This is a genomic window from Nonomuraea sp. NPDC049695 (genome assembly GCF_040674955.1).
Lineage (GTDB): Bacteria > Actinomycetota > Actinomycetes > Streptosporangiales > Streptosporangiaceae > Nonomuraea > Nonomuraea helvata.
In genome coordinates, this window is record NZ_JBFANV010000068.1 from 17,747 (window position 1) to 43,363 (window position 25,617).

Annotated in this window: 28 protein-coding genes; 15 read left to right on the plus strand and 13 right to left on the minus strand. The window is 69.3% G+C overall.

Annotation, left to right across the window (positions count from 1 at the left end):
• Positions 1–33: 33 nt before the first annotated feature.
• The 4 genes from AB0J64_RS40660 to AB0J64_RS40675 all read left to right on the plus strand — a co-directional run bounded on the left by AB0J64_RS40660 (position 34) and on the right by AB0J64_RS40675 (position 4,462).
• On the plus strand, positions 34–2,139 hold the full coding sequence (locus tag AB0J64_RS40660) for a (Fe-S)-binding protein (protein WP_364039965.1): 2,106 nt from the start codon (positions 34–36) through the stop codon (positions 2,137–2,139).
• A 147-nt stretch (positions 2,140–2,286) separates the two neighbouring features.
• Complete coding sequence (locus AB0J64_RS40665; RefSeq protein WP_364040077.1) at positions 2,287–3,090, plus strand: hypothetical protein; 804 nt, start codon at positions 2,287–2,289, stop codon at positions 3,088–3,090.
• Entirely contained in the window at positions 3,087–4,154 is a 1,068-nt protein-coding gene (locus AB0J64_RS40670; RefSeq protein ID WP_364039968.1) for a glycosyltransferase, read from the plus strand. The genes AB0J64_RS40665 and AB0J64_RS40670 overlap by 4 nt, the downstream gene beginning before the upstream one ends.
• A 26-nt stretch (positions 4,155–4,180) precedes the next feature.
• The gene (locus AB0J64_RS40675; RefSeq protein ID WP_139629693.1) at positions 4,181–4,462 is read left to right on the plus strand and encodes a metal-sensitive transcriptional regulator; all 282 of its coding nucleotides are present in this window, start codon (positions 4,181–4,183) and stop codon (positions 4,460–4,462) included.
• Between the two features lie 101 nt (positions 4,463–4,563).
• Here AB0J64_RS40675 and AB0J64_RS40680 read toward each other — a convergent pair whose 3' ends face one another.
• Positions 4,564–4,725 carry a hypothetical protein gene (locus AB0J64_RS40680; RefSeq protein WP_020540796.1) on the minus strand — a complete coding sequence of 54 codons (162 nt, stop codon included), beginning with the start codon at positions 4,723–4,725 and terminating at the stop codon, positions 4,564–4,566.
• A gap of 214 nt (positions 4,726–4,939) precedes the next feature.
• Positions 4,940–6,265: a hypothetical protein gene (locus AB0J64_RS40685; RefSeq protein ID WP_364039971.1), complete on the minus strand. Its 1,326-nt coding sequence runs from the start codon at positions 6,263–6,265 to the stop codon at positions 4,940–4,942.
• A 53-nt stretch (positions 6,266–6,318) separates the two neighbouring features.
• Between AB0J64_RS40685 and AB0J64_RS40690 the strand changes: the two genes are divergently transcribed.
• The gene (locus tag AB0J64_RS40690; protein ID WP_364039974.1) at positions 6,319–7,221 is read left to right on the plus strand and encodes a hypothetical protein; all 903 of its coding nucleotides are present in this window, start codon (positions 6,319–6,321) and stop codon (positions 7,219–7,221) included.
• On the opposite strand, the gene AB0J64_RS40695 is transcribed toward AB0J64_RS40690, so the two are convergent.
• Positions 7,193–7,723: a gamma carbonic anhydrase family protein gene (locus AB0J64_RS40695; protein ID WP_364039977.1), complete on the minus strand. Its 531-nt coding sequence runs from the start codon at positions 7,721–7,723 to the stop codon at positions 7,193–7,195. The two genes, AB0J64_RS40690 and AB0J64_RS40695, sit on opposite strands and share 29 nt — an antisense overlap.
• Positions 7,724–7,866: 143 nt before the next feature.
• On the opposite strand from AB0J64_RS40695, the gene AB0J64_RS40700 reads away from it, so the two are divergent.
• On the plus strand, positions 7,867–8,850 hold the full coding sequence (locus tag AB0J64_RS40700) for a hypothetical protein (RefSeq protein WP_364039980.1): 984 nt from the start codon (positions 7,867–7,869) through the stop codon (positions 8,848–8,850).
• Between the two features lie 700 nt (positions 8,851–9,550).
• Here the strand turns inward: AB0J64_RS40700 and AB0J64_RS40705 are convergent.
• The 4 genes from AB0J64_RS40705 to AB0J64_RS40720 form a co-directional block, all read right to left on the minus strand.
• Positions 9,551–9,793 (minus strand): hypothetical protein, encoded by a 243-nt coding sequence (locus AB0J64_RS40705; RefSeq protein ID WP_364039983.1) that lies wholly within the window; start codon positions 9,791–9,793, stop codon positions 9,551–9,553.
• Positions 9,794–9,915: 122 nt separating this feature from the next.
• Positions 9,916–10,668 carry a GntR family transcriptional regulator gene (locus tag AB0J64_RS40710; protein WP_345000685.1) on the minus strand — a complete coding sequence of 251 codons (753 nt, stop codon included), beginning with the start codon at positions 10,666–10,668 and terminating at the stop codon, positions 9,916–9,918.
• A gap of 152 nt (positions 10,669–10,820) precedes the next feature.
• Positions 10,821–11,363, minus strand: coding sequence for a VanZ family protein (locus tag AB0J64_RS40715; RefSeq protein WP_364039987.1), 543 nt, complete (start codon positions 11,361–11,363; stop codon positions 10,821–10,823).
• 40 nt (positions 11,364–11,403) lie between these two features.
• A complete protein-coding gene (locus AB0J64_RS40720; protein WP_364039990.1) occupies positions 11,404–12,117 on the minus strand; it encodes a dienelactone hydrolase family protein in 714 nt (237 codons plus the stop codon).
• Between the two features lie 123 nt (positions 12,118–12,240).
• On the opposite strand from AB0J64_RS40720, the gene AB0J64_RS40725 reads away from it, so the two are divergent.
• Genes AB0J64_RS40725 through kynU form a run of 7 tightly spaced genes read left to right on the plus strand, consistent with a single transcriptional unit; the run spans position 12,241 to position 18,642 of the window.
• On the plus strand, positions 12,241–13,650 hold the full coding sequence (locus AB0J64_RS40725; RefSeq protein ID WP_364039993.1) for an aldehyde dehydrogenase family protein: 1,410 nt from the start codon (positions 12,241–12,243) through the stop codon (positions 13,648–13,650).
• Positions 13,643–14,440, plus strand: a complete 798-nt coding sequence (locus tag AB0J64_RS40730) for a fumarylacetoacetate hydrolase family protein (RefSeq protein WP_364039996.1) — start codon at positions 13,643–13,645, stop codon at positions 14,438–14,440. The genes AB0J64_RS40725 and AB0J64_RS40730 overlap by 8 nt, the downstream gene beginning before the upstream one ends.
• The gene (locus tag AB0J64_RS40735; RefSeq protein WP_364039999.1) at positions 14,437–14,868 is read left to right on the plus strand and encodes a RidA family protein; all 432 of its coding nucleotides are present in this window, start codon (positions 14,437–14,439) and stop codon (positions 14,866–14,868) included. The genes AB0J64_RS40730 and AB0J64_RS40735 overlap by 4 nt, the downstream gene beginning before the upstream one ends.
• Positions 14,865–15,380 (plus strand): 3-hydroxyanthranilate 3,4-dioxygenase, encoded by a 516-nt coding sequence (locus AB0J64_RS40740; protein ID WP_364040002.1) that lies wholly within the window; start codon positions 14,865–14,867, stop codon positions 15,378–15,380. The genes AB0J64_RS40735 and AB0J64_RS40740 overlap by 4 nt, the downstream gene beginning before the upstream one ends.
• Positions 15,381–16,349 (plus strand): amidohydrolase family protein, encoded by a 969-nt coding sequence (locus tag AB0J64_RS40745; RefSeq protein WP_364040005.1) that lies wholly within the window; start codon positions 15,381–15,383, stop codon positions 16,347–16,349.
• Between the two features lie 15 nt (positions 16,350–16,364).
• Positions 16,365–17,444: an ABC transporter substrate-binding protein gene (locus tag AB0J64_RS40750; protein WP_364040008.1), complete on the plus strand. Its 1,080-nt coding sequence runs from the start codon at positions 16,365–16,367 to the stop codon at positions 17,442–17,444.
• A gap of 4 nt (positions 17,445–17,448) precedes the next feature.
• Positions 17,449–18,642 (plus strand): kynureninase, encoded by a 1,194-nt coding sequence (gene kynU, locus AB0J64_RS40755; RefSeq protein WP_364040011.1) that lies wholly within the window; start codon positions 17,449–17,451, stop codon positions 18,640–18,642.
• Here the strand turns inward: kynU and AB0J64_RS40760 are convergent.
• Together AB0J64_RS40760 and AB0J64_RS40765 are read right to left on the minus strand one after the other, a co-directional pair.
• Positions 18,635–19,015, minus strand: a complete 381-nt coding sequence (locus AB0J64_RS40760; protein ID WP_364040014.1) for an MmcQ/YjbR family DNA-binding protein — start codon at positions 19,013–19,015, stop codon at positions 18,635–18,637. The genes kynU and AB0J64_RS40760 overlap by 8 nt on opposite strands.
• Positions 19,012–20,043 (minus strand): DUF2293 domain-containing protein, encoded by a 1,032-nt coding sequence (locus tag AB0J64_RS40765; RefSeq protein ID WP_364040017.1) that lies wholly within the window; start codon positions 20,041–20,043, stop codon positions 19,012–19,014. Before AB0J64_RS40765 ends, AB0J64_RS40760 begins: the two co-directional genes overlap by 4 nt.
• Positions 20,044–20,211: 168 nt before the next feature.
• Here AB0J64_RS40765 and AB0J64_RS40770 point away from each other — a divergent pair, with 168 nt between their 5' ends.
• Positions 20,212–21,027, plus strand: a complete 816-nt coding sequence (locus AB0J64_RS40770; protein ID WP_364040020.1) for an FKBP-type peptidyl-prolyl cis-trans isomerase — start codon at positions 20,212–20,214, stop codon at positions 21,025–21,027.
• 50 nt (positions 21,028–21,077) lie between these two features.
• Here AB0J64_RS40770 and AB0J64_RS40775 read toward each other — a convergent pair whose 3' ends face one another.
• The 4 genes from AB0J64_RS40775 to AB0J64_RS40790 form a co-directional block, all read right to left on the minus strand.
• Positions 21,078–21,977: a M23 family metallopeptidase gene (locus AB0J64_RS40775; RefSeq protein ID WP_364040023.1), complete on the minus strand. Its 900-nt coding sequence runs from the start codon at positions 21,975–21,977 to the stop codon at positions 21,078–21,080.
• A gap of 100 nt (positions 21,978–22,077) precedes the next feature.
• On the minus strand, positions 22,078–22,596 hold the full coding sequence (locus tag AB0J64_RS40780) for a GNAT family protein (protein ID WP_364040026.1): 519 nt from the start codon (positions 22,594–22,596) through the stop codon (positions 22,078–22,080).
• Positions 22,593–23,942, minus strand: coding sequence for an NERD domain-containing protein kinase family protein (locus AB0J64_RS40785; protein WP_364040029.1), 1,350 nt, complete (start codon positions 23,940–23,942; stop codon positions 22,593–22,595). The genes AB0J64_RS40780 and AB0J64_RS40785 overlap by 4 nt, the downstream gene beginning before the upstream one ends.
• Before the next feature lie 215 nt (positions 23,943–24,157).
• Positions 24,158–24,583: a VOC family protein gene (locus AB0J64_RS40790; protein WP_364040080.1), complete on the minus strand. Its 426-nt coding sequence runs from the start codon at positions 24,581–24,583 to the stop codon at positions 24,158–24,160.
• 565 nt (positions 24,584–25,148) lie between these two features.
• Here AB0J64_RS40790 and AB0J64_RS40795 point away from each other — a divergent pair.
• On the plus strand, positions 25,149–25,436 hold the full coding sequence (locus tag AB0J64_RS40795; RefSeq protein ID WP_364040032.1) for a hypothetical protein: 288 nt from the start codon (positions 25,149–25,151) through the stop codon (positions 25,434–25,436).
• Positions 25,437–25,617 lie beyond the last annotated feature (181 nt).

Below are 25,617 nucleotides of genomic sequence, written 5' to 3' on the forward strand. Positions count from 1 at the left end.
CGCTGGCAGCCAACGTCGTCTGTGGGAGGACCCGTGCTCTGGGTAGCCATCATCGGACTAGTGATGACCGTCCTGGCGGTGGCCGTCGCCGGCCGCAGGGTGCTGTTCCTGTTCAGGCTCGCGACGGTGGGGCCGCCCGCCCCCGAGCGGATCGAGTACGCCAGGACCCATGCGGGGGATGAGCTCAAGGCGCAGCTCGTCGAGGTGTTCGGACAGAAGAAGCTGCTGAAGTGGACCCCGTCGGGCACCGCGCACTTCTTCGTCATGTGGGCGTTCTTCATCCTGCTGACCGTCTACATCGAGGCGTACGGCGCGATCATCCAGGGCGCGATCACCGGCAGGCCCGACTTCCACATCCCGCTGATCGGCACCTGGGGCGTCCTCGGCTTCCTGCAGGACTTCATCGCGGTCGCGTGCGTGCTCGGCCTGGTCGCGTTCGCCGCGATCCGGATCAAGAACTCTCCCAAGACGCTCGGCCGCACCTCCCGCTTCTCCGGCTCGCACCTCGGCGGCGCGTGGCTCGTCCTGTTCATGATCTTCAACATCATCTGGACGCTGTTCCTCGCCCGCGGCGCGTCGGCCGCCAACGGCAACTTCCCCTACTCCTCCGGGGCGTTCGTCTCGCTGGCGATCGGCGACGCGCTGCCGCACAGCGCGCTGCTGGAGGAGATCGCGCTGCTGCTACACATCGGCTTCATGCTGGTGTTCCTGGTCATCGTGGTGAACTCCAAGCACCTGCACATCTTCACCGCGCCGCTCAACGTGCTGTTCTCGCGCCGCCCCGACGGCCTGGGCGGCGCGCCCGAGATGCGCGTGGCCGGCAAGCCGGTCGACTTCGAGGACGAGGACCTCGACCCGGAGAAGCTCGGGCGCGGCAAGATCGCCGACACCACGTGGAAGGGCTTCCTCGACTTCTACTCCTGTACGGAGTGCGGCCGCTGCCAGTCGCAGTGCCCGGCGTGGAACACCGACAAGCCGCTGTCGCCGAAGATGCTCATCCTCGACCAGCGTGACCACGCCTTCCAGGTGGCCCCGTACCTGCTGGCGGCCCAGCAGGGCGTCGAGCACAAGGACACCGACGTGCTGGCGCTGCTGGACAAGCCGCTGGTCGGCGAGGACGGCGTGATCCACCCGGACGTGCTCTGGTCGTGCACCAACTGCGGCGCCTGCGTCGAGCAGTGCCCGGTGGACATCGAGCACATCGACCACATCCTCGACATGCGCCGCTACCAGGTGATGGTGGAGTCGTCGTTCCCGTCCGAGGCGGGCGTGATGGTGAAGAACCTGGAGAACAAGGGCAACCCCTGGGGCATGTCCGAGATGAAGCGGGCCGACTGGATCGGCGAGCTCGACTTCGAGGTCGAGGTCGTCGACGAGAAGATGCCCGAGGACACCGAGTACCTGTTCTGGGTGGGCTGCGCGGGCGCGCTCGAGGACCGGGCCAAGAAGACCACCAAGGCCGTGGCGGAGTTGCTGCACATCGCGGGCGTGAAGTTCGCGGTGCTCGGCCCGATGGAGGCGTGCACCGGCGACCCGGCCCGCCGCCTGGGCATGGAGTACCTGTTCAACATGCTGGCCCAGCAGAACATCGAGACGCTCAACGAGGCCGGCGTCAAGAAGATCGTCGCCACCTGCCCGCACTGCTTCAACACCCTGGCCAACGAGTATCCGCAGCTGGGCGGCACGTACGAGGTCGTGCACCACACGCAGCTGCTGTCGAAGCTGGTGGACGAGGGGCTGCTCACCCCGATCACGCCGATCGAGGAGAAGATCACCTATCACGACCCGTGCTTCCTCGGCCGCCACAACAAGGTTTACTCCCAGCCCCGCGACATCATGTCCAAGGTGCCGGGCGTGCGGACCCAGGAGATGCACCGCCACAAGGACCGCGGCTTCTGCTGCGGCGCCGGCGGCGCGCGCATGTGGATGGAGGAGCGCATCGGCAAGCGCATCAACACCGAGCGCGTGGACGAGGCGCTGACCACCGACCCCGACACCGTCTCCACCGCCTGCCCGTTCTGCATGGTGATGCTCGGCGACGCCATCAACGAGAAGAAGAACAACGGCGAGGCCAAGGAGTCGCTCGAAGTCGTGGACGTGGCACAGCTCTTGATCAAGTCGGTCAAGGGCGCTTCCTGACCCCTGGCTGTCGGACTCCCTCACCGTCGCTGTAGGGCAGCCTCGCATGTCAGCGACCCAAGTGTCCGAAATCCGACATCCACATAACGGGAAAATCACGGTAACCTCAACGTCGCATGGCTCTATTCGACGGGGAGGGGGCTCGTGATGGGCGTCGTCGTCACGGACGCCGAAGTCACCTTGGCCGACGTCCTCGCCCTCCGGCTCGCCATCGACGCACCACTGGAAGCCGGCACCGAGCTCGTGCTCAGGCATCGCACCACGGGGGTCGAACGTGACGTGCGGCTCGGCACGCCGGGCGCGCGGGCCCGTGAGGCCACGCTCGCGGTCTCGCTCGCGCCGCTGGAGCTCACCGCCGGGCGCTGGGACACCTACCTGCGGCGCGACGGCAAACGCAGCAGGCTGCGCAGCGTCGATCCCGGCTTCTCGCTCGATCACCTCGACGCGTACGCGCTGTGCCGGCGGACCCTCGCCTACCGCTCGTACCGCACGCGCAACGGCTACCTGGCGCTGAAGATCTCCGACGCCGAGCCGGTGGCCGAGGTGCGCGCGATCTGGTTCAGGGAGGGGCGGTTCGAGGTGATGGGCCTGCTGGCGTACACGGGGCTCGAGGACGACGACTCCCGCCACGAGGCCAGGCTGACCCTGGACCGCAGGCAGACGAACACGCGCCTCCGCGCCACGGCCACCGTGCAGGGCGTGCGCTTCCACGCCGCGGTGTCGCTCGTGGACGTGGTCGCGGCCGACCCCGACACCGGGGCGGACTCGGGCACCTGGGAGCCCGCGCTGGAGGTCGAGGGCGTGCCCACGCCACTCAGGCTGGGCTCGCGGCTCGACGACGTCGACGGCAAGAGACGCCGGCTGCACTATCCCTCGGCCACCGTGGACGGCGTGCCCATAAGGCCCGGCTACACCGCCGACGACGAGCTGCGGATCGAGGTGGGCGGATGAAGGTCAGCCTGCTCCTCACCTCGGCGTACGCCATGCGGGGCGACGTGCGTGCCGCGCTCAACCTGGCCGGCGCCCTGTCCGAGCGGCACGACGTCGAGGTGATCAGCGTACGGCGGCAGAAGGAGAAGCCGTTCTTCCCCGTCGCGCCCGGGGTGGCCATGCGCAGCGTGATCGACGCCAGGCCCGGTGTCAGGCACCTGCTCCCACGCGGACAGGTACGCACCGAGGTGGCGCTGTGGCGGCTGCTGCGCAACCTCAAGTCCGACGTGCTGATCACCACCAGGCCGGGGCTCGGCGTCCAGGCCGCCAGGCACGCCCCGCGCGAGACCCTGAAGATCGCCAGGGAGTGGGGCAGGCCCGTGGTGCCAGGGCCGGTGAAACGCCTCTATCCGCGCCTGGACGCCGTCGTGACGGCCACCGAGTCGGCCGGCGAGGAGTGGAGCAAGCTGCTCACCGACGGGCCCGCCGTGCACTCCGTGCTGGACGCGCTGCCTGATGGCCCGTGGCCGCGCTCGCGCATGGACAACAGGATCGTGGCGGCCGGCGGGCGGTGGGTGCCGGTCAAGGCGTACGACCGGCTGATCAGGGCGTTCGCGATCGTGGCGGACAAGCGGCCCGACTGGCGGCTGCGGCTGTACGGCGGCGGCCCGGAGGAGCGGCGGCTGCGCACGCTGGCCCGCGACCTCGACCTGCACAACCACGTCTACTTCATGGGCATGACGCCCGACCTGGCGGGCGAGTTCGCCAAGGCGTCGATCGTGGCCACCACCTCGCGCAGCGAGGACCTGGGCATGGCCGTGCTCGAGGCCATGGGCTGCGGGGTGCCCGTGGTGGCCTTCGAAGGGGCCAGGGGGCCGGAGGAGTTCGTGGCGACGGGCTACAACGGCGTGCTGGTGCCCGAGACCCAGGACGAGCTGGAGCTGTTCGCGGCGGCCCTGCTGGCGCTGATCGACGACGAGCGCAGGCGGCGCTCACTCGCGGCGGGCGCGCTGGACACCGCCGTGCGCCACGCGGCCGGCGAGGTGGCCGAACAGTGGGAGAAACTGATCACAGACCTCCGCTGAATATCTCTTCCAGGTACCGTAGAAGCATGCATGGGTACAGCGGAGACAAGCAGGCGTATCTGACGCGTCTCAGGCGGATCGAGGGTCAGATCAGGGGCCTGCAGCGCATGGTCGATGACGACGCTTACTGCATCGACGTGCTCACCCAGGTCTCCGCGGCCACGCGGGCGCTCCAGGCGGTGGCGCTGGGGCTGCTGGAGGAGCACATCTCCCACTGCGTCGCGGATGCGATCAGCACTGGCGGGCCGGAGGCCGACGCGAAGGTCAAGGAGGCCTCGGCGGCCATCGCGCGACTCGTCCGCTCTTAGTCCTCCTCAAGAGGGACACCCTGCGGCGCGATTGACTAGTTATAGGAAACCCCGGAAACCTGTTAACTAGGTCCCCGGGGCTAGTAATCGCGATTGATCCTTCAGCGGCTCGCCGAAGTCCGCAATCCGAGCGCGTCGTCGAGTTCGTCCAAGGTCAGCCGCCGCTCGCTGACAGCCACGGCCGTGAGCACCTCGGCGTAGAGCGCAATCTCGTCCAACGCGACACGGTCGTGGACCCGAGAGTCCAGGTCGTCGTGCCCCACCGCGTCGTCCTTCCTTCCGCAGCCCACACCCTCTACGAGGTTACGGCGGTGTGCCTTCTGGCGACATGGCCCATCGGAGTCATTCCTTTCCGATCCTCGTGGGCCCCCGTGTGGATCATTTCCCGAATCGGAGATCACAATTCGGAGAATTACCTGATCCTCGAGTGTTAGAACGATATAGGGGGAGTAAGGCAGAAATAGCGGTATTTGTGGTTTAGGTGAGGTCTGTGTGGTTGTCGTCGCGTTCGTGGACGACTCTCCGTACGAGCGCCGTCTGCCCGGCCAGTCCGCTCTGCGGCACTTTGGCCCCCGTCAGCCTCCCCCACGCGAGGCCGGTGGCGTACGCGGCCCCCAGCACGGCCGCCGCGCTCGCCCGGTCGGGCGGCGCCACCTCCAGGGCCGGTGCGGGCTTGGTGAGCACCCTGCCCAGCACGGGGAAGCCCTCGGGCGCGGTCGACTCGCTCGCGGAGGTGCCGGTGAGCCCGGCTCGGTCCAGTTCCCCGTACGCGTGCCTGAGCCGGTGGTCCAGCCGGGCCTGCAGCGTTCCCTTGGAGTCGGACAGATCGGCCAGGAACGTCGCGGCGGCCATGGGCGGGTCGGGCATGAAGGCCAGCGCCTCCACCAGGTCGTAGACGGCGTGTGAGAAGTGCGCTGCCACGTCGTTCTCGACGAGCAGGGCCCGGCACAGCCGCCGCGGGCAGCGGTCCAGCCACTCCGCGCGCAGCGCCTCGGCGTCCGTGAGGGTGTCGTCGAGACCCGGCCGGCGCAGCATGGGCTCGACCATCGTGAGCAGCGCCAGCGCCCGCGGCCTGAAACGGGTGTCGGACATCAGGATCTGGGCCGTGTCGGCCATGACGGCGGCGAGCCTCAGCGCGGCGCGCGGGTGGCCCGCCCGCCGCCGCTCGGACACGAGCGTGACGAGGTCCAGCAGCGGCGGTGCCGGCAGCCAGCGCACCCATTCGTCGCCCGGCAGCGGGCGGCGCAGGTATTCGCCGAACACGGTGATCAGCCGCTCGTTGCCGTCGAACGCCGGCGCGTACGCGCACCACATGATCGTGCCCCAGATGGCCGCCACCGTGCTCGGCACGTCGGAGGCGAAGATCTCGTCGAAGGCCGTCAGCGGGTAGTCCAGCTCCGACTTGCGCCCGCTGGCCCGCAGCAGCACCCGGAGCCGCTCGGTGAGGCCCTCCGGCACGTCAGGGCCGATGAACGCCTGGGTGGAGCCCGGCTCGGCGTGGAAGTCGGGTCCGTACGGGATCACCTCAGGAGGCAGCTCCGCCGCCGCGTGCCGTACCTGTCGTGCCCGTACGCCCCTCGGGGGCGGCGCGAGGTACCAGCGGCCGTCGGCGGGGTCGTGCAGGTGCCAGCGCGCGTGCGCGCCGAAGAGCCACCTGTCGCCATCTGGGGTCACAAGTATTCTGGCGGCCAGTACGTGGGCGCGATCGGGCACGGAAAGCCCTTGCCAGCGCGGGTCCGCGACCATCGCGCGGACCTGGGCCTCGGCGGAGGTGAACGCATCCCAGGGTCGCACGGGCGTCATCGTACTTGGCCGCCTCCGATCATCCATCGGCATTTCACGGCAGAATGTCCGCTATGAGGGCGAAGGTGGCGGGGGCGCTGACAGTCGTAGGTGCGCTCTCCGCCTGCGGCGTGACCACGTCCGCGCCGCCGTCCCCGACCGGGCCAGGAGTGCTCACCCTGGACAGGGCCCAGCCGCCGACGCCCGGTGGCGAGGTGGGCGAGGCCTCGACGGAGTTCCAGAGCGCGGCGGACATGTCGATGTGGACCAAGCTGAGCGACACGGAGAAGGACGTCGACAGGATCGCCAAGCTCGACGTGAACAAGAGCGTGAAGGGCTCGCTGTATCTGGAGCCCAGGACCTCGACCTGGTTCGACGGCTTCCGCGGCCCTTTCGTCTATCAGGAGCTGGCGGGGGACATCCTCATGTACGCCCGGGTCAAGGCCGAGGGCACCAAGGGCGGTCAGCCCCAGCGGAAGTTCTCGCTCGGGGGTCTGATGGCCCGCGAGCCCGGCTCGTACGCCAAGCCCAACTGGGTGTCGGTCACCACCGGCACGGCCGACGAGAGCGGCCGGGTCGAGGTGAAGTACACCCAGGACGGCAGCTCCAAGCCCCAGGAGCTGGCCGTCAAGGCCGGGTGGGTGGACCTCGCGCTCGGCAGGGTCGGCCGCGCCTTCGTCGCCCTCTACCGGGAAGACGGCGGAGCGTGGAAGGTCGGCCGACGCTGGCCGTCCAACCTCCCCGACGTGCTCCAATGGGGTGTAACCGCCTATACCGACTGGGACAGCTATAACGTGCTCAAGAAGGACGCGACCAAGGCCAACGCCAAGCAGATCAAGGGGGTACCCGACCTGAAGCTGACTGTGGATTTCGTCCGTTTCCTCCGGCCCGAGCTGCCCGAGTACGCCGACCCGCTCAACACCGCATCGGTGTCGGACGAGGTCCTGATCAAAGCGATGACGCCTGCCGGTGCCTGAGCGCCTTGGCCATGTAGTTGTCCGGCGTGCGGGCGAAGGAGGCCCGGTCGTCGTCGGTGAGCTCGCGTACGATCTTCCCGGGCACACCGGCCACCAGCACGCCGGACGGGATCTGCTTGCCCGGGCCGACGAGCGCTCCGGCCGCCACCAGGGTGCCCGCGCCGATGCGGGCGCCGCCCAGCACGATCGCGCCGATGCCGATCAGCGCGCCCGACTCGACGTGGGCGCCGTGGACCATGGCCTTGTGGCCCAGGCTGACCCGGTCCTCCAAGATCGCGGGCTCGCCCGGATCGGCGTGCAGACAGGACAGATCCTGTACGTTGCACTCTTCCCCGACCTCTATCCGCTCATCGTCCCCTCTGAGAACGGAGCCGTACCAGATGCTGGACGCCCGTCCCACGCGCACGCTGCCGACCACCACGGCGCCAGGGGCTATGTACGCCTCAGGGTGTATGTCCGGGACTGCCCCGTTATCCAATGCTGCAATGTACATCCGAGACATCGTAATTCCAGGTCCGGCTAAGGCGTTCCGGTTGCGGACGTGGGCAGATGGCAGGAAAGTCGTTTCCTGACGTCTCGTCGTCAGACCCTCACAAGCCGCGCAGTTTTCCCCCGCCTCACGCAAACCACCATTAGGTAGCCCCCATGATGAACCAGCACGAGAGCATTCCCGATCTGATGCAAGAGGACACCTTCGAAGTCGTGATGCGCGGTTACAACCGCCGTCAGGTCCACGACTACATGATCCGCACCCGTAACCAGATAAGGGATCTGGAAGAGCGGCTGGCGCGGGCCATCGACCAGGCAGAGCAGGGCCGCATCGAGCTGGCGGAGGCCAGGCGGCGCATGGTCGAGACGCCGCAGAACTACGAGGACCTCAGCCCCAGGCTCGCCCAGATCCTCCGGCTCGGCGAGGAGGAGGCCGCGGCCAAGCGGGAGGACGCCGAGGCCGAGGCCGCCAGCGTGCGTGACGCGGCCAAGTCGGAGGCCGAACGGCTCCTGACCACCTCCCGTGAGACCGCCGACAAGATCCTCACCTCTGCCCAGGCGGAGGCGGAGCGCCGGGTGAACGAGGCCACGCAGGCCGCGGAGGGGATGCTGGCCCAGGCGGGCACGGACGCGGAGGAGCAGCTCGCGGCCGCCCGCACGGAGGCCGAGGACATGCTGCGCGAGTCGCGCGCCGAGTCCGAGCGCCTGATCACCGCCGCCCAGGCCGAGTCGGAGCAGCTCGTGCAGTCCGCCAACGCGCAGGCCGACAAGCTGGTGTCGGAGGCGCGTGACGAGTCCGAGGCCATGCTCACCTCCGCACGCCAGCGCACCGCCGCGCTGGACGAGCAGGCGGGGCGTCGGGTCGAATACCTGACCAACACGCACACGGAGGTCGTGCGTCGGCTGACCGAGATCGGCTCCGTCCTCGGCGACCTCATGCGTAAGGAGTCGACGGCCGGGGCACTGATCCCCGAGACCGCCACGCCTCCCGCGTCGCCCCAGGACGAGGTGCGGGTCATCATGGACCCGGACGTGGACACGGGCGGGGACCCGGACGAGACGGTCAAGCTCAAGGTCGAGGGGGACGTCTCCGAGGACACCGACGTCCACGTCGTCCGGCTGACCGAAGTCCACAAGTAACCCCGGCCCGCCGGGGGGCGCTTACGCACGCACGGGATGCCGCCCCGCGCGGGGGCCTGACCACCCGCCCCGGGGCGCCACCCCGCGTCGTGCCTTTGCACACGGCCGGACGCGTCGTACGGGACGCACCGCCGTCCTGGCCGGGCGGCGTAGGCGGTGTACTGGGGCGGGTGCGGGGCGCAGGCACACGGCGGTGCCGCGTGGCCCCACAGGCGGAGGCGCGCGGTCCAAGGGCACGGCGGGAGGCGGATGCCTCGCGAGCGGTGGCGCAGGGCACGCGGCCAGATGTGCCCGGCGCATGGCGCGGCCCGAGGCGCACGGCGGATGCGTGTGGCGTGGGCGGCGGCGCACGGCGTGCGGGCGGTGGCGCAGAGCGGTGGCGCGCAGCGGAGGTGCGCGAGGAGAGGCGCTAGCGCACGGTCGAAGGCGTGTGGCGCGTGGGTGGTCCTGCCCGGCCACGGCGCGGTCCGAGGCGCACCACGCGCGGCTGGAGGGGCGGCGGGCGGTCCGGCCGAGGCCGGGTGCGTGCCTGAGGGAGCGTGAGGGCAACTGGGGCGGGGCGGAAGCCTCCGCCCCCGATAGGGTCGGAGGCTTCCGCGATCGTGGCCCCTCCTGTATTTGGAGGCCCGGTGCCGGGGCCGCCGAGACGCTGGACCCGGCACCGGGCTGCTTGTGGACGCCGGCCGCGTAACGGCCTGCGTCAGGGAGGGGCGGGCCCCGCTTGCCAGGGCTGCTGCTCGCCGGCCCGCCTCTCCTGCTCCCGGAGCTGGTCGCGCAGACCGTCCGGGTCGTCCGCGTCGATGGTCATCGCACATCCGGCAGCGTGCTGCGCCGCGCTGAGCGGATGGTGTCTCGTGGCCCACCAGCGGCCCGCGTCGCTCCGCCAGATGGTCCACTGGGGGTACTCCCGGGCGATCTCGGCAAGATGCCCATCAAAGGACATTGCTGTCCGCCTTCCCGGGTCCCCAGGCGAGGTTCCATCTCCTTCGAAGATGAGGCACTTCTCTAGAGAATTCAATGATCGAGATGGACAGGTCAACCTATCGCTTGACAGATGCTCTTGAACTAGGCGTCGAAGTCGTACTGGAGTACGTACGCCGCCGAGTCGAGCACCATCTCGTTGAGCTCGACGGGCAACCCGCCCGACGTGTACGCGGTCCTGGCGATCACGATCACCGGGGTCCCGCCGGGCAGGTCGAGCAGCGCGATCTCGCGTGGCGTCGGCATGCGGGCGCGCACCTCCTCGGTGAAGTGGGCAGGAGGGACGCCGAGGTCGCTCAGCCTGGCGTAGACGCCGCCCGGGCCGGTGTCAGCGAGGGTGATCGCGCTGCCTTCGACCAGGTGCGCCGGGAAGTAGGAGGTGGCCAACTGCACGGGCCTGGTGTCGACCGAGTAGCGGCGCCGACGTACCCATACCTCGCCGCTCTCCAGGACGCCCGCCACCTCCTCGGCGGCCCGCTCCAGAGCCACCTCCACCCGGTCCACCGTGAAAGGCCGGCCCCGCGTGTCCGCATCCCAGATGGCCCGGCCCTGACCCCACTGCTCTCGTGACAGGCGGCGTGAGCCGTGCCTGCGTATCGGTTTGAACAGCCGCACGTAAACCCCCGAACCTCGTTTGGGTACCGCCAGCCCTTCATTGATCAATACGGCAAGCGCCTGCCTGGCGGTGGCTCGTGCGATTGCGTATTCGGCCATCAGCGCGTTCTCGCCCGGTAGTCGGTCCCCGTCGCGCAGTTCGCCGGACAGGATCCGGGCGCGGAGACCGTCGGCGATGCGGCGATAGATAGGGGGCTCGTGGGGTACCGGGGATTCAGACACTATTGATCACCCTCTGTCACCAACCAGGTTGTGGCGTCTCCAGAGAACTTGCCCCGTCTTGTCCACGATCGCACAGATAGAAAGCTTGGTCGTGGGCTTCTTTTGAGCGGATCGTGCCCGAGTGGTGAATTCGACGGGGTTTTAGCAGACCGTTACCGTGGAACGGTCTCAGCCGGTATTCGAACGGCCCACCAGCGGCGAGTAATCAGGGCAAAGATCGCAGCGCCGGCCGTGTTCAGGAGGACGTCGTCGACGGACGAGAAACGACCCAATCGCAAGACGTACTGAAGGACTTCGACGATGACCGAAAATCCGGCCGCGACCGCCGCAACGCGCGCCGTCGAGGACATCGCGCGGCTGCGTACCGGCAGCAGCGCGCCCAGCGCGGCGAACACCAGCAGGTTGCCCCCGACCTGCACGAACACCGCCTCCCACGGCGCTGTGACCAGGTCCGCAAGGTCGGTGAACGGGATGAGACTGACTCCTGTCTGACCGCTCGACGGCGTGAGGGTCATCCAGATCCACGGAGCCGTGCCGACCACTATGCCGACGTCGGCGATCGCCGTGCGCAGGGGCGCCGGATGGCCGGCGCGGACGCGGTGGCGGAAGAGAAGCAAGATTGCTAGCAAGGCGACGGGAAGTGCAAACGTACCAGCAATAATGATGGTTCCCCACAATTCCCACGTCCGCGCCATCCGACCATGATGGCGATGATCGAGGGGTACCGGAAGCTGTCTATCTGGACAGGGTCAGCGGCAGGTGCTCGGACAGGAAACCGAGAGCCACCTCCCATGTACGCTCGGCCGCCTCCGGGTTGTGGAACATCGGGGCCTCGCTGTTGTGGAAGGCGTGCCCGGCCGCCTCCTCGATGTGCATGACCACGTTCGGCCGGCCCTCCGAGGCCCGCTCGACGACGGCCACCCGCCCGCGCTCGATGTACGGGTCGCTGCCGCCGAAGACCAGCAGCAGGGGCGCCGTGATGCGGTCCATGAGACCGGTCGAGTCGGGCACGGCGGAGCCGTAGAAGGACAGGACGGCGTCCAGCTCCACCTGCGCGGCGAGCGTGTAGTCGATCGAGCCGCCCAGGCAGAACCCCAGCGCGCCCACCCCACCGCGCACCTCGGGCAACGAGCGCAGGTGCGCGACCGTCAGCGCGCAGTCGGCCACGCCCTTCGCGAAGTCGAACCCGCTCGCGAGCTCGATCGAGGCCGCGGTGCCCTCGGGGGTGTGCTCGCCCCGCCAGTGGGGGTGGAGGCGCCAGAAGAGGTCCGGCGCGGCGACGACGTAGCCGCGGCCGGCGAGGTCGAGTGCGACCTTCTCGATGTAAGGGCCGACGCCGTAGATCTCCTGGACCAGGAGGATCCCGGGTCCCGTCCCCGAGTCGGGGAACCATAGATGGACGTCGAAGGTGCCGTCGGGGGCAGCGACTTGATCGGTTCTGGTTCGCATGTGCAACAGCATCGCTCATAGCGCTGACGGCGTTCCGGCGAGACGATGCGATCAGGCAGTCCCGACGCACCCGTTGTCCGCCGATCGCTCAGCGATCTATACAGGGGAGAAGAGGAGAGTGTCGTGCTGACCCATTACATCGGTGGCGAGCCGGTGGGCGCGGGTAAGACGTTCCCGGTCCACGACCCCGTGACGGGCACGGTGATCAGCCAGGTGCACGAGGCCGATCCCGAGGTCGTCGACCGGGCCGTGCGCGCGGCCAGGGAGGCGGCGCGCGACTGGGCGGCGATGCCCGTCGGCGAGCGCGCCGGGTGGATGCGGCGCCTGGCCGCGGGCATCGAGGCCCGCTTCGACGACCTGGTGACGGCGGAGATCGCCGACACGGGCAAGCCGCTCGACCAGACCCGCACGCTCGACATCCCGCGCGGCATCGCGAACTTCCGCGCCTTCGCCGAGATAGCCGCCCAGCGCCCGGACGACGCCTTCCACCTGTCCGGCGTGCTCAGCTACACCGTGCGCAGGCCGCTCGGCGTGGTCGCGGTGATCGTCCCCTGGAACCTGCCGTTCCTGCTGATGACATGGAAGCTCGCGCCCGCGCTGGTCGCCGGCAACACGGTGGTGGTCAAGCCGTCGGAGCACACGCCCGGCTCGGCGGCGGTGTTCGCCGAGATCTGCGCCGACGCCGGTCTGCCCCCGGGCGTCGTCAACATCATCTTCGGGTACGGCTCCGCCGGCCAGCTCCTGGTCGAGCACCCATGGGTGGACGCCGTGACGTTCACCGGGTCCACCAAGACAGGCACCGCGATCATGCGGACGGTGGCCGACCGGGTCAAGCCGGTCTCGTTCGAGCTGGGCGGCAAGAACGCCGGGCTGATCTTCGAGGACTGCGACCTCGACCGGGCCATCGACGGGACCGTGAAGTCGGTCTTCACCAACGGCGGGCAGGTGTGCCTGTGCACCGAGCGGCTCTATGTGGAGCGGCCGATCTTCGAGGAGTTCTGCGCCCGGCTCGCGAGCCGCGCCCAGGAGATCGAGCCGCAGCCGATGATCTCCAAGGAGCACCGCGAGAAGGTGCTCTCCTACTACTCCTTGGCCCGCTCGGAGGGAGCCAAGGTGCTCACGGGGGGCGGCGTCCCCACGTTCGGCGACCCACGCGATTCCGGATATTTCGTAGAACCGACGGTAGTGACAGGCTTGTCGGAATGGTCCAGGTTCAACCGGGAGGAGATCTTCGGTCCCGTGTGCCACGTCGCCCCCTTCGACAGCGAGGCCGAGGCGATCGACCTGGCCAACGGCAGCGAGTACGGCCTGGCCGCCACGCTGTGGACGACCAACCTCGACCGCGCCCATCGCGTCGCGCAGCGGCTGGAGGCCGGCCTCGTCTGGGTGAACACCTGGTACCTGCGCGACCTGCGCACCCCGTTCGGCGGTGTGAAGTTGTCGGGCATCGGCCGGGAGGGTGGCATCCAGTCGCTCGACTTCTACTCCGAACCCACCACGATCACCATCAAACTGGAGCAACCCGATGTATGACGAATGGTCCGAGGCCGTGGACACGCAGACCCAGGCCGCCGACCGACTGGCCGAGGCCGCGCGTTCCGGCAAACCGTGCGCGCCGATCAGGGACCTGGTCGGCACGGCGGCCGACGCGTACGCCGTACAGGAGATCAACACGCGGCGGGCGATCGAGGCGGGGCGGCGGCTCGTCGGCAGGAAGGTCGGCGTGACCAACCCGCTGCTGCAGCAGCAGTTCGGCATTGACCAGCCGGACTTCGGCATGCTCTTTGTGGACATGTCGTACGCGGATGGGCTTCCCGTGCCGTTGGACGGGTTGCTGCAGCCGCGGGCCGAGGCCGAGGTCGCGCTGGTGCTCGGCCGGGACCTGATCGGCGGGCCGTTCACGGTGGCCGACGTGCTCAGGGCGGTGGAGTTCGCGCTGCCCGCCATCGAGATCGCCGACTCGCGGATCGCCGGCTGGGACATCACGCTGGCCGACACGGTCGCGGACAACGCGTCGGCGGGCGCGTTCGTGCTGGGCAGCACGCCCGTCTCGCTGATGGGCCTGGATCTTCGGACGGCGGCGATGACGATGACGCGGGGCGGTCAGGAGGTCTCGACCGGCTTCGGCGAGGCGTGCCTGGGCCACCCGCTCAACGCCGCCGTCTGGCTCGCCTCCCGGCTGGGCCCCACGGAGTACGCGCTGCGGGCCGGAGACGTGGTGCTGACCGGCGCGCTCGGCCCGGTGGTGCCCGTCGAGCCCGGGGACGTGTTCGAGGCACGCGTCGAGGGGCTGGGCTCGGTGCGGGCGGTGTTCCCTAAATGAGCGGACGCGTCAAGGGGCTCAGGGTGCCCGGCAAGGCCGTCCCCCGAGGGAGGTTCCCGCACGTCAAACGGGCAGGTGACTTCCTGTACGTCTCGGGTACGAGTTGCCGGCGCCCCGACGACACGTTCGTGGGCGTGGAGGTGGACAAGTACGGGGCGACGAACCTGGACATCCGCGCTCAGACCAGGGCGGTCATCGAGAACATCGGCGACATCCTCAAGGCGGCCGGAGGTTCGCTCGCCGACCTCGTACAGATCACCACGTACCTGGTCAACATGAACGACTTCAAGGGCTACAACGAGGTGTACGCCGAGTTCTTCGACGAGGAGGGGCCCACGAGGGCCACCGTCGCCGTGCACCAGCTCCCGCACCCCCACCTGCTCATCGAGATGCAAGCCGTCGCCTACCACCCGCAGGAGCGATCATGATTGCGCCCATTGACTTCACCAAGTGGATCGACGAGCACGCCCACCTGCTCAAGCCGCCGGTCGGCAACAAGGTGATCTTCGAGGGGGCGAGCGACTTCATCGTGATGGTGGTCGGCGGGCCCAACTCCAGGACCGACTTCCACGTCGATCCGTACGAGGAGCTGTTCTACCAGGTGCGCGGCAACATGCACGTCAACGTCGTGACCGAGAACGGCCCCGAGACCGTGCACATCCGCGAGGGGCAGATGTGGCTGCTGCCCCCGCGCATGCCGCATTCGCCGCAGCGGCCGGAGGCCGGGTCCGTGGGGCTCGTGGTGGAGAAGATCCGGCCGGAGGGCGAGCTGGAGAAGTTCCAGTGGTACTGCATGGAGTGCGGCGATCGGGTGCACGAGGTCGAGTTGCAGGTACGCGACATCGTCAAGGACCTGCCGCCCGTCTTCGAGGCGTTCTACGCCGACGAGCAGGCCCGTACCTGCGGCAACTGCGGCGCGCTCCACCCTGGCAAGGGCTAGATGGCCGTCGACGTCCACACGCATTTCGTGCCCAGGGGCTGGCCCGACCTGGGCTGGCCCGGGGCGCCCCGGCTCAGGATCGAGTCGGAGCGTGAAGCGACGATCCTCGTCAACGACCGTGATTTCCGGAAAATTCAGGATGACTGCTGGGACCCGCGGGTCCGGCTCGCGCGGATGGACGAGGACGGCGTGGACCGCCAGGTGGTCTCGCCCACGCCCGTCTTCTTCGGCTACGACCGGCCGGCCGTCGAGGGCATGCGGATCGCGAAGGTCTTCAACGACCTCGCCCTGGAGATCTGCGCGGACCCGCGGCTGGTCCCGTTCTGCCAGGTGCCGCTGCAGGACCCCGAGCTGGCCTGCGCGGAGCTGGACCGCTGCCTGGACTCAGGTCACAGGGGCGTGGAGATCGGCAACCACGTCGGCGACCACGACCTCGACGACCCGGGCGTCGTCCTGTTCCTCCAGCACTGCGCCGAAAGGAACGTTCCTGTCTTCGTACACCCGTGGGACCTGCCCGCCGGCCCGCGCATCGAGCGGTGGATGGCGCAGTGGCTGGTCGGGATGCCCGCGGAGACGCACCTGTCCATCCTGGCGATGATCCTCGGCGGCGTGTTCGATCGGGTGCCGGACACGCTGCGCATCTGCTTCGCGCACGGCGGCGGCTCGTTCGCGTTCTGGCTCGGCCGGTTCGAGAACGCCTGGCACCGCAGGCACGACCTGGTCGGCGTCTCGGAACGGCCGCCGTCCCACTACCTCGGCAGGTTCAGCGTCGACTCTGCCGTCTTCGACGAGCGCGCGCTGCGGCTGCTCGTCGACACTCTCGGGGAGGACCACGTGATGCTCGGCAGCGACTTTCCCTACCCGCTCGGCGAGTCGCCACCGGGCGACCTGATCCGGAACGCCGGCTTCCTGTCGGACACGGCCCGGACCAAGCTGCTCGCCGCCAACGCAGAGGCGTTCCTGGGCTGAGCCATGCGCGCATCCGTGCTGGGGTTAGTCGTGCTGATGGCCGCCGGCTGCGGCGGGGCCGTGCCGCTGTCCGGCGAGGGAGATCCGCTGGTCAAGGTTGGCGCGATCATCTCGCAGACCGGCGTGTACGCCGTGCTCGGCGACGACATGGAGACCGCCATGCGCCTCTACCTGGACGACCACGGCGGCCGCCTGGGCGGCAGGCCCGCCGAGCTGGTCGTGGCCGACGATGCGGGCAGCCCGGAGGAGGGCCAGGCACAGGCCAGGCGGCTCATCGACGACGAGGGCGTGGACGTGATCACCGGCCTGATCGCCTCCCCCGTCGCAGAGTCGGTGGTCAAGGCGGCCGGCAGCACGCCGGTGGTGATCGCCAACGCGGGCGCCGACACGCTGGGCGGCCCGAAGGTCTTCCGCGTCTCGTACACCAACCACGACCACGGCTACGCCGCCGGACGCTACGCCGCCGAGCGGTACGGCAGGGAGGGCGTGGTGCTCATGGCCTCCGACTACTCGGCGGGCATCGAGACGCTCAGGGGCTTCACCGAGGGGTACGGCGCCCAGCCGCTCAAACGCATCCTGACGCCCTACGGCCGGGTCACGGACCTGGAGCCGTACTTCGCGCAGATCCCGCCGGAGGCGAAGCTTCTGTACGCCTTCTACGCCGGCGGCGACGCGGTCGAGTTCCTGAAGGGATACCGGCAGCACGCCGCCTCCAAGGTCAAGCTGCTGGCCTGCCAGAACCTCACCGACGAGGACGTGCTGCGGGCCGTCGGCCAGGACGCCGAGGGCATCACCAGCGTCGGCATGTACTCGCCCGCACTGGACGACCCGGACAACACCGCCTTCGTCACCCGATGGCGGGCGAAGACCGGCCGGAACCCGTCCGCGGTGGCGCTCCAGAGCTGGGACGCCATGCGGCTCATCGACAGAGGGCTGGCCAAGGAGGGAGGGATGGCGGCAGTGGGGGAGCTGGACGGGCCGCGCGGGGCGTTCCGGCTCGACGCGACGCACAACCCGGTGCAGAACTGGTACGTCCGCGAGTACCAGAATGGCGTGAATCGGGTAGTTGCCACTATGCCCCCACAAAAGGAGTGAAACATTGGACCGGGACGAGTGCCTCGCCCTCGACGCCGCCGACCCACTGCGGGAGTTCAGGGACGAGTTCGTGCTGCCGGAGGGGGTCGTCTACCTCGTCGGCAACTCGCTCGGCGCGCTGCCCCGCCGTGCCGCGGAACGGGTGCGGCAGGCGGTTGAGGACGAATGGGGCAAGGAGCTCGTCGGCGGCTGGAACCACTCCGGCTGGTACGCGCAGCCGCTGACCGTCGGCGACCGGCTGGCCCCGCTGATCGGCGCCGGCCCCGGCCAGGTCGTGGTGGGCAACACGACGTCGATCGCGGTCTTCCAGGCGGTGGCGGCGGCGCTGCGGCTGCGTCCCGAGCGCCGGGTGATCGTCTCCGACGTCCGGAACTTCCCCACCGACCACTACATGGTCCAGGGCCTGGCCCGGCTGCTCGGCGGCTACGAGGTGCGCGACTTCTCGGAGGGGCGGTTCGACGACGCGGCCGTGGTGCTGCTGTCGGAGGTCGACTACCGCACCGGCGCCCGCCACGACGTGCCGTCGGTCACCGCCCGGGTCCACGAGGCCGGCGCGCTCATGGTCTGGGACGTGTGCCACAGCGTGGGGGCCATGGAGGTGGACGTCTCGGGGGCGGATTTCGGGGTCGGATGCACGTACAAGTATCTGAACGCGGGTCCGGGCGCCCCCGCGTTCCTCTACGTCAACCCGCGGCACCACGCCGCCGCCGAGAACGTGCTGTCCGGCTGGTACGGCCACGCCGAGCCGTTCGCGTTCGAGCCCGGCTACCGCCCGGCGGAGGGCGTCAGGCGGTTCGCGGTGAGCACCCCGCACGTGCTGTCCTTCGCGGCGCTGGAGGCGGCGCTCGACGTGTGGGAGCGGGTGCCGATGGACCGGGTGCGGGCCAAGAGCATGGCGCTGACCTCGCTCTTCGTCGATCTGGTCGGTGACGCGCTGGAGCTGGCCTCGCCCGCCGATCCCGCCGTACGCGGCAGCCAGGTGAGCTTCCGCCACCCTGACGGCTATCCGGTGATGCGGGCGCTGATCGACCGGGGCGTGCAGGGGGACTTCCGTGCGCCGGACATCCTCAGGTTCGGCTTCGCGCCGCTCTACATCGGTTACGCCGACGTCCACCACGCGGCGACCACGCTGCTCGAGGTGCTGGACAAGGAGCTCTGGCGGGACGAACGGTACGCCACCCGCCTGGCGGTCACCTGACCGGGCGCTCGTCGAGCTGCTTGACCGCCCGCTTGGGCGCGATGGCGCGGTAGCTCTCCTCCACCCAGTCGAGCAGCACGTCCGTCTCCGGCAGCTGCGAAAGGAACGGCACGGTCACCCATCCCGCCTTGCCCAGCCCGTAGCCGCTGGGCGCCGCCCCCTCGACGGTGAGCGCGTGGCCGTGCGACTCCGACAGCAGCTTCACGCCGAACGACGGATTCCACTTCTCGGTCTGCTCGTCGATGCCGAGGAAGACGAAGACCTTCTTGTTCACCTTGATGACGGTCTCGCCCCACGGGTGGTCCTCGTGCGTCTCGGGCAGCTTGAGCGCATACGCGCGCAGCTCTTCCCGTACGTCGTGCCAGTCGCTCATCGGCGGAATTCCTCCAGCTTGCGCTCGATGTGTTCCCTGATCATGTCCCTGGCCTCCATCCTGGGCACGCCGGACATGAGCAGGCGGTCGTAGTCGGTGTCGAGGTGTCTGATGGAGGCTATGACAGCCAGCGTGATGGCATTCTCGTCGAGCGCCCTGGCCGCCGCCGTCCTGCCCACCCGGCCGCTGCCGCGCTGTCCGGCGTGCTCGGCGATCTCCTGCGCCCGCTGCTCCGGGCAGCCGGGGAACAGCCTGGCGATCTCGGCCGCCATCCTGGCCTGGAACTCGACGTCCTGCTCCGTCCTGCGCACCCGGTCGCGCTCGCGGCGGCGCAGGCGCACCTCCTCGTCGGCCAGGCACCGCTCCTCGGCGGCGGCCAGCGCGGCCTCCTCGACCAGCAGGCCGGCGCGCTGGTAGACCTTGCGCCGCCGGTTGTACCGGACGACCACCGCCGACAGGCCGCTCTCCTGCTTGGCCCGGCGGCTGAGCGCCGCGTCACCCGACGGCAGGAACACCAGGTGATCCAGGTCCGCACAGGTCAGGCAGTGAGGCTGGTCGTCCTCCATGATCAGGTACGGCCCCGTGTCGCCGCACGAGGCGCACGTCCACTCGTTGAGCGGGGCCACCGCCACCAGATCGGGCACCTTGGGCTCGGTGAGCCTGCGGACCCTGGCCTCGCTGAGGTCAGGTGAGAGCCAGTGCACGCGGAACGGCTCCTGCCCGTGCCCGGCGGTGAAGCGCAGCTCGCGGCGGTCGCGCGTGCCCGCCACGTACGGCGTGTCCACCGGCTTGAGCCCCTTGGCCAGCGCCCACTCCTTCAGCAGGGTGGCCGTGGTGAGCAGGCGCTCCTCGTCGACGGCCGCCAGCTCGGACAGCGTGGCGACCCGGCCCTGCCGCCAGGTGTCCACATGTCTGGAGTGCAGCCAGCGCAGCCCCGTCACCACGTCGATGAACGTCACGTACTTCCGCGCGGTCAACGCGATCTCAGCCGCGTCCGCGACCCTCCGCGCCAAATTGGGCTTGCTCACGGGGCCTCCTGCGTCGGCCCCGTGAGCATGCTGCTGTGTCTATTGGTTCGCTCCCTGCGCTCGCTCACGCCACAAGTCTCCCGCGCCTTTGTCGTGAGATGGCGAGACCCGCAGCTTTCCTTTTGGCCATTGCGGCAAGAACACGTCCGGCCCCTCGAGGATCCGGTCGTGGAGGAAATCGTGCGTCTGTTCTGGCCGGCCGTGCTCATGCTCGCCACCTCGTGTGGCCTCGCTGAGGACGGCACGCAGCCCGTTGTCACGGGTGCGTTCGGCACCAAGCCGGTCGTCGCCATCCCCAGGGGCAAGCCAAGCCGCACACCGCAGATCACGGTGCTGTCGACGGGCAGCGGCCGGCGTACGCTGCCGGGCGACGTGGTGCTCGCCGACGTGGACATCCGGCGCTGGTCGGGCAACCGGCCGTACATGAGCACCTATGACGGCCACCAGCCCACCGCGGTGGTCTTCGACGGCAGGCAGGTGGCGGAGACCTGGCGGCAGTCGCTCATGGGCCGGCCGGCGGGCAGCCGGGTCATGCTGGTCAGCCCGGCGTCGGAAGCGCTCGGGCCGGACGTGCCGCTGACCGGTGTCGCGCCCGGGGACACGCTCGTGCTGGTCTTCGACATCCTGGGCGGTTACCCGCCCGACGCCCGGCTCGTCGGCCGCACCTTGCCGGCTGTCCCGGCCGATTTCGTGCCGGGTTCGCCGGCCCGGGTCCTCATCGACGGCTCGGGGGACGAGATCGCGGCCGGTTCGAAGGTGGTGATCCAGTACCTGGAGTCGTCCTGGCCGTCCCGGGCGGTCGTGGACTCGTCGTACCGGAGGGGCGGGCCCAGCGCGTTCACGCTGAAGGAGGGGGCCGTGCCTGACGGGTGGGTGGAGGCGCTCGTGGGCCGGCGGGTCGGCAGCAGGGTCGCGGTCTCCGGTTTCGGTGACGAGCCGTCGCTCTACGTGATAGATGTGTTGGACACGTTCACACACGTGTGAAGGGGCCGGGTGAATCTGTGCCCACCCGGCCCCTCATCTCATCTGTCTCGTCAATCGCAGTGTTCGAACCCGCTGTCGTACGTCGAGGAGCCGGCCTTGCCGCCCCACTTGACGCACTTGCCGGCCGCCGACGCGATGACCGGTCCCGCGTAGTAGCTGTAGCTGCCCGAGTCCGTCTTCCTCGTACTGCCCTCCACTTCCAGGTAGGCCGTGGTGGCGGTGGCCGTACCGGTGTTCTTGTACTTGATCGTGGTGACGCAGTTGTTGCCGTTGGAGCTGTTGTAGAGCAGGTAGACGGCGCCGTCGGTGCCGAGCGTCGCCGAGTCGACCACGTCGTAGCCCGAGCCGCAGACCGACGTCGGGGTGTAGGGGTTGCCGCAGTTCTTGGAGGTCACGCTCTGCTGCGGGTAGCCGAACGTGACGCCGTTGAAGACGGCCTTCTGGATGTTGTCCGGGTAGTTCGTCCCCAGCCGTACCTCGTAGTGCAGGTGCGGGCTGATGTTGTTGCCCGGCGCGCTGGTGTTGCCGACCGTGCCGATCTGCTGGCCCTGCGACACCGTCTGGCCCTCGGCGACCGTACGGGTGTTCAGGTGGGCGTAGTACGTGGCCCAGCCGTTGCCGTGGTCGATCTTGACGAGGTTGCCGTAGCGGTTCGTCGAGCCCTGGTGCGCGGAGATCACCACGGTGCCCGCCGCGGCGGCCACCACGGTGTCACCCAGGTCGGCGTCGGCGGTGCTGCCGCGGTTGAAGTCGATCTCCCATGACTGGTGTGCGCTGCTGTTGCCGGAGTTGCCGGTCCAGGTCTGGTTGCAGGGGAACGGCATCTGGAAGTTCGTCGCGAGGATCTGCGCCTGATCCGACTCCGGCACGGGGTCGGCCATGGCGGCGGGGGCGGTACCGAGGCTGAGTGCCAATGCGAGGCACGCGATCATGGCTCGGCTGAGCTTCATGGGGGGTGATCCTTTCCCGTGGGATCTCTGACAACAGAGTCAGGAAAGGGCGCACAAGAATCGTCCAGAACTGATACAGGATCTGCCGGAAGCTCCGCGGCTAAGGCTTCTCGTCGAGGTCGGCGCGGATCATGCTGTAGAGCACGCCGTCATGCCACCGGCCGGCGCGGAAGCCGCCGCCGCGCAGGACGCCCTCCCGGGTGAACCCCGCCTTCTCCAGCGCCCGCTGCTCGGCCACGTTGGTGATCTCCGTGCTCGCCTCGATCCTGTTGGCCGTCGAGTGGTCGAACAGGTAGCGCGCGAGCAGCCGCTGCGCCTCCGTGCCGTGGCCCCGGCCGCGATGCTCGGGCGCCACGATCAGCCCCATCGACCAGTAGTAGCTGGCGCGGTTGGCGACCTGCTTGCTCCACGACACCAAGCCGATCTCGTCGCCGCCGTCCGCGATGATCAGGATGCCGCCGTCGTCGCCCAGCATCCCGTTGTCCTGCCAGCGCTCGCGCAGGCGGTGGGGGTTCTGGAAGCCGTACCACTGGAACTCGCCCGTGCTGTCGGGATCGCTCGTGAGCCGGTACAGGAAGGGCAGATCATCCTCTTCGACGGGGCGCAGGCGTACGGTCATGATCGGGACACTAGCCGACGTACCAGTCGTTTGAGGCGGGACTCCTGGAGGGGCGCATTTCCCTCGAGAGCGTCGAGGGCCTCGGCTGCGGTCGGGCGCCTGGCCGGGGAGTGGTCGAGCATCCTGCGTACGACCTCGGGCACGTCGGGACCGTGGGCGTCGGGGCCGTCCGGGAGCCGGCCGGTGAGCAGGTGATAGGCGACGGCGCCGGCCGCGTAGACGTCGGAGGCGGTCGTCATCCGGTCGGGCCGCTCCTGGCACTCGGGCGCCACGTAGTGGGCGTCGAGCACGTTGCCCAGCTCGTGGGCGACGGTGTAGTTACGCGGCCCCGGCTTGGCGTAGTCGAACCCGGTCAGCACCGCGTGCCCGTCGTCCGTGACCAGCACGGAGGCCGGGGTCAGCGCGCGGTGGACGACGCCGTTTGCATGGGCGTGCGCGAGCCCGCGCAGCAGGTCCTGGATCACGCTCAGCCGGGCGCCCCTGCCGAGCGACAGGTGCAGCGCCTCGCCGTGCACGTCGTCCAGCACCAGCACGAACCGGCTCTCGTCGTCGATGGCGAAGAAGTCGCGCGAGCGCACCACGCACGGGTGCGGGGGGATCCTGGCCAGCGTCTGGTAAGCGTTGGCGATGCGCTGCCGCTCGGCCGCCCGCGCCTCGCTGTCGGCCAGCGGGTCGGCCTGGTAGACCCGTAGCAGCACGGTCTCGCTGCCCGGCAGCGTCACGTTGAAGGCGCGATATTCGGTGACCTTGTGGTCGCCGCCGAGCTGCTCCTCGACCTCCCAGTTGCCGAACCTCGGCGGCGCGGTGCTGCGGCGTACCGTCTGGTTGAGCGCGTCGAGAATCGCGGTGCGGTACGGCTTCGCGTCGGGGCTGCACCCGCGCCTGATCCTGGAGACGTCGCTCAGAGTGGTGAGCAGCCCCGGCAGGTCGGTGACGTTGGCCGCGTCGCGTCCCGCAGGATCGACCAGCTGGGCGTCGGGCGAGGTGAGCACGACCAGGCAGTCGACGTAGACCCGCTCCAGCTGGGTGGCCTTGGACACCAGCAGGCCCTTCAGCGCCTTGGCGGTGCCGCGCAACTTGGCCACGGGAGAGCCGAACGCCTCCCTGCGCGGTGGGAACCAGCGCGTGCCCGACACCTCGATGCGGCCCCTGGTGCCCTTGACGTCGACGACCACGAGCGAGTGGCCGGTCAGCACGATCAGGTCCACCTCGAAGACGTCGTGGCCGCGCTGGACCTCGACGTTGTGCAGCAGCAGCCAGTCGGCGGGCGCGTGGTCGCGCAGATAGGCGATCACCCTCCGCTCGGCGTCGTTGACCGGACGTCCCCCGCCGACGATCTCTGCCATGGGGGTATCCTTCCACGATTGCGTCAGCGGGCCGTCGCGAGGATGACGCCGGAGCCGTGAGAGAGCCCCACCGCTCACCAACCACGCGAGCCCCACCCCCGGCCCCCGTCCCGAGCTCCAGCACGCGCCCGCCCGGAGGGACGTGGGCGGCCAGAGCGGCGAGAAGGCGGCCGACGCCGGGGTCGCAGCGGTCGCAGGCCGGCCGCGATGGGCTGTCAGCTGAGCTGCTCGGCCAGCGCGACGATGATCCCCTCGGGGCCGCGGACGTAGCAGAGCCGGTAGCTGTCCTCGTACTGGGCCAGCTCACCGACGAGTTCGGCGCCGTGAGTGCGCAGGCGGGCAACGACGTCCTCGATGTCGTCGACGGCGAACATGACGCGATGCATGCCCAGCGTGTTGTGCGGCGGGTTGTGCGGTCCGGCGCCGATCGCCGCGGGGGAGTGGTATTTCGCCAGTTCCAGCCGGCCGTGGCCGTCTGGGGTCCGCATCATCGCGATGTCGCAGCGGACGCCGTCGAGTCCGACGGTGCGGTCCGCCCAGAGGCCCTCGATCTGCGCCTTGCCCTCCAGCTCCATGCCGAGCTCTACGAAGAACGCAATGGCAGCCTCAAGGTCGTCGACGACAATGCCGACGTTGTCCATCCGCTGGAGCGTCATGGTGGTTCTCCTTCTTCGTCGCGCGGCCCGTTGTAGCCGCTGGTGTACCTGGGACGGAGCCAGCACCACGATCTCGACACGGGGAAGCGTGCTGAGTTCTGACTCCTGCTTTCCGGACCCAGACGGCACCCATTTCACCTGTTACACGCGTGATCTGCGGCAGACCTGCGCGATTCAACCGGCGTGGGGCCGTCAGCCGGGCTGGTCCGACAGAGCGCGGACGGGGTCGAAGCCACCGAACTGACCGCCGGAAGTTCTCCATTTTCGGTTGATCATTTGCTAAACAGCGGTGAACGGCTGCCCCATCGCGTGTGCGGCCGGTAAAAATAAAGCTCGTTCGCCGGACTGTTTCCGTTGTGTATGCGCCGCGCATGGTTGACGAGCCGAAAACCGAGTGCCAAGAAATCGAGGCACCTCCTTGACCTCCACGAGGGCGTTGTGAGTTGCGATTCAGGCCGCCTCCCGCGATTGTTATTTCCGGCACCTCACAGCCCTGCAGAAACGACTATGGCGCTGGATATTCCGCGCCGATCCATGGAGGAAAGCACACATGATCCGTCGCATTCTGGCCGGTGCAGCCATCGCCGCCGCCGCTCTTGGCTTCTCCGCCGCCGCGGCCTCCGCCGACGTCGGTCCCAACCCGCAGACCAGCGGGTGGACCCTCCTGAGCCAGCTCACCGCTGCCGAGGACCTGACCGCGCTGAACAACATCCTGAACGACTCGGCCAAGGACATCCACGCCCTCCCGGTGTCCGTGCCGGTGTCCGTGAGCGACCTCGACGCCCCTGTCCTGGCCGTCCCTGTCATGAGCCACGTGGCCCCGGTCGACACCGACTGACGGCTCCTCACGTGGCGTAGGCAGGAAGCCGATCGCGGCTCCCGTGTGAGGGGCCGCCCGGCCAAAGGTCGCCTTCCTGGTAGTTGAGGTGAACCAGAAGAACGGGCCGTGGACGTTCGCGAGGCCACGGCACGGGCTTGGTGCGCACTGAGCTATCCGCGCCCCGTGGCCCGGGTCGATC

What these genes read in the sequence shown, in the direction of transcription:
- AB0J64_RS40665 (WP_364040077.1), top strand. Translation starts at nt 2,287, where the DNA reads ATGGGCGTCGTCGTCACGGACGCCGAAGTCACCTTGGCCGACGTCCTC.
- AB0J64_RS40670 (WP_364039968.1), top strand. Translation starts at nt 3,087, where the DNA reads ATGAAGGTCAGCCTGCTCCTCACCTCGGCGTACGCCATGCGGGGCGAC.
- AB0J64_RS40675 (WP_139629693.1), top strand. Translation starts at nt 4,181, where the DNA reads ATGCATGGGTACAGCGGAGACAAGCAGGCGTATCTGACGCGTCTCAGG.
- AB0J64_RS40685 (WP_364039971.1), bottom strand. Translation starts at nt 6,265, where the DNA reads ATGACGCCCGTGCGACCCTGGGATGCGTTCACCTCCGCCGAGGCCCAG.
- AB0J64_RS40690 (WP_364039974.1), top strand. Translation starts at nt 6,319, where the DNA reads ATGAGGGCGAAGGTGGCGGGGGCGCTGACAGTCGTAGGTGCGCTCTCC.
- AB0J64_RS40695 (WP_364039977.1), bottom strand. Translation starts at nt 7,723, where the DNA reads ATGTCTCGGATGTACATTGCAGCATTGGATAACGGGGCAGTCCCGGAC.
- AB0J64_RS40700 (WP_364039980.1), top strand. Translation starts at nt 7,867, where the DNA reads ATGATGAACCAGCACGAGAGCATTCCCGATCTGATGCAAGAGGACACC.
- AB0J64_RS40705 (WP_364039983.1), bottom strand. Translation starts at nt 9,793, where the DNA reads ATGTCCTTTGATGGGCATCTTGCCGAGATCGCCCGGGAGTACCCCCAG.
- AB0J64_RS40715 (WP_364039987.1), bottom strand. Translation starts at nt 11,363, where the DNA reads ATGGCGCGGACGTGGGAATTGTGGGGAACCATCATTATTGCTGGTACG.
- AB0J64_RS40720 (WP_364039990.1), bottom strand. Translation starts at nt 12,117, where the DNA reads ATGCGAACCAGAACCGATCAAGTCGCTGCCCCCGACGGCACCTTCGAC.
- AB0J64_RS40730 (WP_364039996.1), top strand. Translation starts at nt 13,643, where the DNA reads ATGTATGACGAATGGTCCGAGGCCGTGGACACGCAGACCCAGGCCGCC.
- AB0J64_RS40735 (WP_364039999.1), top strand. Translation starts at nt 14,437, where the DNA reads ATGAGCGGACGCGTCAAGGGGCTCAGGGTGCCCGGCAAGGCCGTCCCC.
- AB0J64_RS40740 (WP_364040002.1), top strand. Translation starts at nt 14,865, where the DNA reads ATGATTGCGCCCATTGACTTCACCAAGTGGATCGACGAGCACGCCCAC.
- AB0J64_RS40745 (WP_364040005.1), top strand. Translation starts at nt 15,381, where the DNA reads ATGGCCGTCGACGTCCACACGCATTTCGTGCCCAGGGGCTGGCCCGAC.
- AB0J64_RS40760 (WP_364040014.1), bottom strand. Translation starts at nt 19,015, where the DNA reads ATGAGCGACTGGCACGACGTACGGGAAGAGCTGCGCGCGTATGCGCTC.
- AB0J64_RS40775 (WP_364040023.1), bottom strand. Translation starts at nt 21,977, where the DNA reads ATGAAGCTCAGCCGAGCCATGATCGCGTGCCTCGCATTGGCACTCAGC.
- AB0J64_RS40780 (WP_364040026.1), bottom strand. Translation starts at nt 22,596, where the DNA reads ATGACCGTACGCCTGCGCCCCGTCGAAGAGGATGATCTGCCCTTCCTG.
- AB0J64_RS40785 (WP_364040029.1), bottom strand. Translation starts at nt 23,942, where the DNA reads ATGGCAGAGATCGTCGGCGGGGGACGTCCGGTCAACGACGCCGAGCGG.
- AB0J64_RS40790 (WP_364040080.1), bottom strand. Translation starts at nt 24,583, where the DNA reads ATGGACAACGTCGGCATTGTCGTCGACGACCTTGAGGCTGCCATTGCG.
- AB0J64_RS40795 (WP_364040032.1), top strand. Translation starts at nt 25,149, where the DNA reads ATGATCCGTCGCATTCTGGCCGGTGCAGCCATCGCCGCCGCCGCTCTT.